This window comes from Rhodosalinus sp. (assembly GCF_046542825.1).
In the GTDB taxonomy this organism is placed as follows: Bacteria; Pseudomonadota; Alphaproteobacteria; order Rhodobacterales; family Rhodobacteraceae; genus Rhodosalinus.
The window spans coordinates 1-6,279 of the sequence record NZ_JBKHAQ010000142.1 but is presented as its reverse complement, the minus strand read 5'-3'; the positions used below and the strand labels follow the sequence as shown (position 1 = coordinate 6,279).

The following is a 6,279-nucleotide window of genomic DNA, read 5'->3' as shown; positions in this document are numbered from 1 at the left end:
ATCCTGAAGGTCGCGGACGAGGGCGATTTCTACGAGATCCAGGAGGATTTCGCGAAGAACATCATCACCGGCTTCATCCGGCTGGAGGGGCGGACCGTGGGCGTCGTGGCGAACCAGCCGATGGTTCTTGCCGGCTGTCTCGACATCGATTCGGCGCGCAAGGCCGCGCGCTTCGTGCGCTTCTGCGACGCCTTCGAGATCCCGCTTCTGACCTTCGTGGACGTGCCGGGCTTCCTGCCCGGGACGAAGCAGGAATACGACGGCATCATCAAGCACGGCGCCAAGCTTCTCTTCGCCTACGGGCAGGCGACGGTGCCCAAGGTCACCGTCATCACCCGCAAGGCCTATGGCGGGGCCTATGTCGTCATGGCCTCCAAGCACCTGCGCGGCGACTTCAACTATGCCTGGCCCACCTCGGAGGTGGCGGTGATGGGCGCCAAGGGCGCGGTCGAGATCCTCTACCGCTCCGAACTGGGCGATGCCGAGAAGATCGCGCGTCGCACGCAGGACTACGAGGACCGCTTCGCCAACCCCTTCGTGGCGGCAGAGCGCGGCTTCATCGACGAGGTGATCCAGCCGCGCTCGACCCGGATGCGCGTGGCGCGCGCCTTCGCGTCGCTGCGGAACAAGAAGGTCGAGACGCCCTGGAAGAAACACGACAACATTCCGCTCTAGGCGCTGGCCCCGTGCTTCGTCCTGGCCGAAATGCCCGCGCCCGGCGCGGGCTCCGGGGAGCTGCAGCCGTTGCGCTGGCTGCGCTCCCGGATCTTGCCGCGGCGCAGGATGTGCCCTCCGGCCAGCCTGTCGCCTTCGTCGAGACGATCGCCGAGGACATGCCCGAGGGGCTGCTGCTGCGCTACCGCTACATCGCCCCTGAGGCGGGCGCGCTGTCCCACAGGCTGCGCGAGACCGACACCGCGCATCTCTGCGCGCGGCACGCGCTTCCCGACGCTCTCGGCGCCGGCCGGCCACCGGCGCGCATTGTCGTCAGCCTGGCGGAGGCGCCCGTCGACTTCGGCGTCTACGACGCGGATGTGGCGCAGTTCTTCGAGGCCTACAGGATCGAGGACTCGCGCTGCATCTGGGAGGCGTTCTGATGGCTGCACAACATCTGGCGTGTTTCCGGCCATCGCGCCGGAGCGATGCGGCTTTCGCGTCACAGAAGATCGCGGGTGTTTCGCCCGCATGTATTTCCCCCGACGCATCGCGTAGGGTAGAGACTGGTTGCGTGCAAGTGACCGCACTCTGTGTGGTGCGTTCGGCGGTCCCTTCCGGGCTGCCGGGCGTATCCGCCAACGACAGGAGAAAAGGATGTCGAAGAGCATCAAGCTGCTGGCCATGCTGGGCTTCGTTGCCGCCGTGGCGGCCTGCGCCCAGCAAGAAGAAGAGTTCGTCGTGGTCGAGCCCGAGCCGATCACGGTCGAGCCGGAAGATACCGGCAAGTACAAGTAAGACTTCCCGGGGGCAGGCCCTGCCTGCCCCCGTCTTGCCCGTTCGTCGTGCCGCCGGCAAAGGGGCGCGGGCATGCTGAAACATCGCGGCTTTCCGTCGCGGCTGCCGGGCACCGACCTTCAGTTCACCATCCGGCGGGCCAATCCGCAGGGCGTGACCCCGCTTGTCCGGCGCGAACGCTACGCGGACAGGCGCCGCACCGATCGCGCAGCGGACAGGGCCTTTCTCGCGGCGCTCATCGAGCACTTCGGCGATCGGCCATTTCCCCGCGGCAATCTCGATGCAGGGCGTCTTTCGTGGCTCTTCGGGCGCGAGGTGCTGCCGCATGACGACCCGTTCGATCCCGCCGACTACGATGCGCTGCTGATTCTCGACCTCGGCGCGGCGCGTCAAGCCTTTCCCGAGTTGTTCGAGGGGGAGGATTCGGCATGATCCCGCTTGCAGCCGCAACCTATAGGCGAGTCCGCGCCGATCGAGGGCATGTGTGCACGGGAAGGTTGCACGCAAGCCGCCACCTGTCCCACGTTGGATCGTGGCGGAGCAGTCTTGCGATGAGTGGCGCAGGATGGCCCCGTCTACACCGTTACCCTTCCCCTTTGGGGCGGTCGCGCCCATCCCCAGGCCGGCCGCCCCGCTTGTCCGGCGGCGCGCAGGGCCCTGCAGAGCGGCAGGCGCCGGCCCGTGGCGGTCGGGCGCGGGCGCGCGGTCTTGCCGGATCAGCCGGGATCGCGCAGGAGAGCGGTGCAAATTCGACAAGCATCAGGGGCAGAACACGATGCGCAGGCGATACATCCTTTCGGTCGTGGCGCTGGCGGTGCTCGCCGGCTGCGGCCAGACGCCGCTTGAACAGGGGGCGCTGGGTGCGGTCGGGGGCGCCGTTGCGGGGCGCGTGCTGGTCGCCGACCCGCTTGCCGGGGCTGCGGTGGGCGCTGCGGGCAACATCGCCTGGTGCCAGCGTTTTCCGGCCCGCTGCTGAGCGCGCCACGACGCACGATACCATTGTTGAAACCCGGCCGGGGCCGCGCGGGCGCATGTCTGCGGCGGCCTCGTGCCGTCTGAAAGCGGGCCCGAGGCCCGGAACGGGAGAGGGGAGCGGATGTTCAAGAAGATCCTGATCGCCAACCGGGGCGAGATCGCCTGCCGCGTCATCAAGACGGCGCGCAAGATGGGCATCGCCACGGTCGCGGTCTATTCCGATGCCGACAAGAACGCGCTGCACGTCGAGATGGCGGACGAGGCGATTCACATCGGCCCGGCGCCGGCCAACCAGTCCTACATCGTGATCGACAGGATCATGGCCGCAATCCGCGAGTCGGGCGCCGAGGCGGTGCATCCCGGCTACGGCTTCCTGTCGGAGAACCCGAAGTTCGCCGAGGCGCTGGAGCAGGCTGGCGTCGCCTTCATCGGCCCGCCCAGGGGCGCGATCGAGGCGATGGGCGACAAGATCACCTCGAAGAAACTCGCCCAGGAGGCGGGCGTGAACACCGTGCCCGGCTACATGGGGCTGATCGAGGACGCAGAGGAGGCCGTGAGGATCAGCTCGGAGATCGGCTATCCCGTGATGATCAAGGCCAGCGCCGGCGGCGGCGGCAAGGGCATGCGCATCGCCTGGAACGACGCCGAGGCGCGCGAGGGCTTCCAGTCCTCCAAGAACGAGGCGGCAAGCTCCTTCGGCGACGACCGGATCTTCATCGAGAAGTTCGTCACGCAACCGCGCCACATCGAGATCCAGGTGCTGGCCGACCAGCACGGCACCTGCCTCTATCTGGGCGAGCGCGAGTGTTCGATCCAGCGCCGCAACCAGAAGGTGATCGAAGAGGCGCCCTCGCCTTTCCTTGACGCTGAGACGCGCAAGCGCATGGGGGAACAGGCCGTGGCACTCGCGCAGGCGGTGGGATACACCAGCGCCGGCACGGTCGAGTTCATCGTCGACGGCGAGAAGAACTTCTACTTCCTCGAGATGAACACCCGCCTGCAGGTGGAGCATCCGGTCACCGAACTGATCACCGGCGTCGACCTCGTCGAGCAGATGATCCGCGTGGCCGCCGGCGAGAAGCTGTCCTTCGGGCAGGACGACGTGAAGCTGGACGGCTGGGCCATCGAGAGCCGGCTCTATGCCGAGGATCCCTACCGCAACTTCCTGCCCTCCATCGGGCGGCTCACCCGCTATCGCCCGCCGCAGGAACTGGCGACGCCCGGCGCGGTGGTGCGCAACGACACCGGCGTCTTCGAGGGCGGCGAGATCAGCATGTATTACGACCCGATGATCGCCAAGCTCTGCACCTGGGGTCCGACCCGCGCCGAGGCCATCGAGGGGATGCGCCAGGCGCTCGACGGCTTCGAGGTGGAAGGGATCGGCCACAACCTGCCGTTCCTGTCGGCGGTGATGGAGCATCCGAAGTTCGTCGCCGGCGAGATGACGACCGCCTTCATCGCCGAGGAATGGCCCGAGGGGTTCGATGGCGTGGCCCTCGTGCCGGATGCGCTGCGTCGCATGGTCGCTGCTGCCGCGGCGATGCACCGGGTGGCCGAGATCCGGCGCACCCGCATCTCGGGCCGGATGGACAACCACGAACGCAAGGTGGGCACCGACTGGATCGTCACCGCGCAGGGCGAGCGTTTCGCGGTCGCCATCTCCGCCGACCGCGAGGGCGCGACCGTGCGCTTCGACGACGGCACCACGCATCGCGTCGTGGGGTCATGGACGCCGGGGCAGCCGCTGGCGCGGATGACGGTGGACGGCGCGCCGCTGACGCTGAAGGTGGGCAAGATCACCGGCGGCTTCCGTATCCGCACCCGCGGCGCGGATCTGAAGGTTCACGTCCGCACGCCGCGCCAGGCCGAGCTCGCAGCCCGGATGCCCGAGAAGGCGCCGCCCGACACCTCCAGGCTTCTGCTCTGCCCGATGCCGGGCCTGCTGGTGCGCGTCGAGGTCGAGGAAGGCGCGGAGGTTCAGGAGGGCCAGGCGCTCTGCACCGTCGAGGCGATGAAGATGGAGAACATCCTGCGTGCCGAACGCCGTGGCGTGGTGGCGCAAATCAACGCCGGTCCGGGGGACAGCCTTGCCGTGGACGATGTGATCATGGAGTTCGAGTGAGATCCGCGCGCGCAGCATGTGGCCGGCCGCCGGACGGTGCCTGTCAGTCCGCGAGCCCCCGCTCGCGAACTTCCTGCTGGCGCAGCGGCTCCTTGTCGATGGCGCGGCTGATCTCGCGCTCGCTCCACGGCAGCGGCTTGCGCGCGATCAGGGTGCCGTCCTTTCCGATGACGACCAGCATGAAGCCCCGCGGGCGCAACTCGCGCCGCAGCTCCGAGTCCGCCGAGGGGTCCGTGTCGGTCAGCACGACGACATCGCGTTCCGCAAGCGCGCTCTCGCGGGCGCGAAGCTCTTCCATCTGCTGGACGAAGTTCGGATCCGCGGGACTGTCGGCAAAGACGATGACGGGGCGGGCAACCCAGAGGAACTCGTCCAGCGTGGCGTCGGTTCCGTCGCGGATGATGGAGTCCGCCTCTTCGCTTTCGGTTTGTGCCGCCTCGGCATCCTGCGCGGCGACGGGGGTGGCTGCGAGGGCGATCAACAAGAGTACGGCAAAGCGGGTCATGGCACCTCCTGACGCCGGAGATATAAGCGGCATTTCGCAAAAAGCGAAGCCGTCGCCCAGCCCGGGGGCGTCTTTTCCGCCCCGCCCCGATGCCGCGCCCTTCGTCCGGCACGGCATCGGGCCCCGGAGCCCCGGGCCTCGCATGGATCACGACGGGGCGACCGGCGCCGCCCCGCATCATGGAAGGACAAACCCATGACGGCAAAGACGGAGACCTGGCGCAAGCTCGCTGAGAAGGAGCTGAAGGGCCGCGACCCTGCCGAGCTGACCTGGGACACGCTCGAGGGCATCCCGGTCAAGCCGCTCTATACCGAAGAGGACGTCGCGGACCTCGACCACCTCGGCAGCGTGCCGGGCGAGGCGCCCTTCGTCCGCGGGCCGAAGGCCACGATGTATGCCGGCCGTCCCTGGACGATCCGGCAATATGCGGGCTTCTCGACGGCCGAGGAGTCGAACGCCTTCTACCGCCGCGCGCTGGCGGCCGGGCAGCAGGGCGTCAGCGTGGCCTTCGACCTTGCCACCCACCGGGGCTACGACAGCGACCATCCCCGCGTGGTGGGCGACGTGGGCAAGGCAGGCGTCGCCATCGATTCGGTCGAGGACATGAAGATCCTCTTCGACGGCATCCCGCTGGATCAGGTCAGCGTCTCGATGACGATGAACGGCGCGGTGATCCCGGTGATGGCCAGCTTCATCGTCGCGGGCGAGGAACAGGGCGTGGCGCGCGCGCAGCTCTCGGGGACCATCCAGAACGACATCCTCAAGGAGTTCATGGTCCGCAACACCTATGTCTATCCACCCGAACCCTCGATGCGGATCGTGGCCGACATCATCGAATACACGATGAACGAGATGCCGCGCTTCAATTCGATCTCGATCTCCGGCTACCACATGCAGGAGGCGGGCGCGAACCTGGTGCAGGAGCTGGCCTTCACGCTTGCCGACGGCAAGGAATACGTAAAGGCCGCCGTGGGCCGCGGCATGGACATCGACCGCTTCGCGCCCCGGCTGTCGTTCTTCTTCGCGATCGGCATGAACTTCTTCATGGAAATCGCGAAGCTGCGCGCGGCGCGGCTGCTCTGGCACCGGATCATGGACGACTTGGGCGCGCAGGACCCGAAGTCCAAGATGCTGCGCACCCATTGCCAGACGAGCGGAGTCAGCCTTGCGGAACAGGATCCCTACAACAACGTCGTGCGCACCGCCTACGAGGCGATGAGCGCGG

8 protein-coding genes are annotated in these 6,279 nt (G+C 67.8%); 7 read left to right on the top strand and 1 reads right to left on the bottom strand.

What is annotated here, in order from left to right:
• The 6 genes from ACLFOB_RS13815 to ACLFOB_RS13790 all read left to right on the top strand — a co-directional run.
• Positions 1-675: acyl-CoA carboxylase subunit beta (locus tag ACLFOB_RS13815; protein ID WP_410926453.1), on the top strand; the 675-nt coding region annotated here is incomplete at its 5' end.
• Positions 676-686: 11 nt separating this feature from the next.
• On the top strand, positions 687-1,097 hold the full coding sequence (locus tag ACLFOB_RS13810) for a DUF6497 family protein (RefSeq protein WP_410926452.1): 411 nt from the start codon (positions 687-689) through the stop codon (positions 1,095-1,097).
• A 214-nt stretch (positions 1,098-1,311) separates the two neighbouring features.
• Entirely contained in the window at positions 1,312-1,452 is a 141-nt protein-coding gene (locus ACLFOB_RS13805) for a hypothetical protein (protein ID WP_410916646.1), read from the top strand.
• A 72-nt stretch (positions 1,453-1,524) separates the two neighbouring features.
• Entirely contained in the window at positions 1,525-1,884 is a 360-nt protein-coding gene (locus ACLFOB_RS13800; RefSeq protein ID WP_410916647.1) for a hypothetical protein, read from the top strand.
• Positions 1,885-2,227: 343 nt separating this feature from the next.
• Positions 2,228-2,428, top strand: coding sequence for a hypothetical protein (locus ACLFOB_RS13795; RefSeq protein WP_410916648.1), 201 nt, complete (start codon positions 2,228-2,230; stop codon positions 2,426-2,428).
• A gap of 120 nt (positions 2,429-2,548) precedes the next feature.
• Entirely contained in the window at positions 2,549-4,549 is a 2,001-nt protein-coding gene (locus tag ACLFOB_RS13790; RefSeq protein ID WP_410926451.1) for an acetyl-CoA carboxylase biotin carboxylase subunit, read from the top strand.
• A 43-nt stretch (positions 4,550-4,592) separates the two neighbouring features.
• Here ACLFOB_RS13790 and ACLFOB_RS13785 read toward each other — a convergent pair whose 3' ends face one another.
• Positions 4,593-5,054 (bottom strand): DUF4174 domain-containing protein, encoded by a 462-nt coding sequence (locus ACLFOB_RS13785; RefSeq protein ID WP_410926450.1) that lies wholly within the window; start codon positions 5,052-5,054, stop codon positions 4,593-4,595.
• A 195-nt stretch (positions 5,055-5,249) separates the two neighbouring features.
• On the opposite strand from ACLFOB_RS13785, the gene ACLFOB_RS13780 reads away from it, so the two are divergent.
• A partial coding sequence (locus tag ACLFOB_RS13780) for a methylmalonyl-CoA mutase family protein (RefSeq protein ID WP_410926449.1) occupies positions 5,250-6,279 on the top strand: 1,030 nt, incomplete at its 3' end.

Excerpts from the sequence above, each read along its gene's own strand:
- ACLFOB_RS13805 (WP_410916646.1), top strand. The coding sequence starts at position 1,312 with ATGTCGAAGAGCATCAAGCTGCTGGCCATGCTGGGCTTCGTTGCCGCC.
- ACLFOB_RS13800 (WP_410916647.1), top strand. The coding sequence starts at position 1,525 with ATGCTGAAACATCGCGGCTTTCCGTCGCGGCTGCCGGGCACCGACCTT.
- ACLFOB_RS13795 (WP_410916648.1), top strand. The coding sequence starts at position 2,228 with ATGCGCAGGCGATACATCCTTTCGGTCGTGGCGCTGGCGGTGCTCGCC.
- ACLFOB_RS13790 (WP_410926451.1), top strand. The coding sequence starts at position 2,549 with ATGTTCAAGAAGATCCTGATCGCCAACCGGGGCGAGATCGCCTGCCGC.
- ACLFOB_RS13785 (WP_410926450.1), bottom strand. The coding sequence starts at position 5,054 with ATGACCCGCTTTGCCGTACTCTTGTTGATCGCCCTCGCAGCCACCCCC.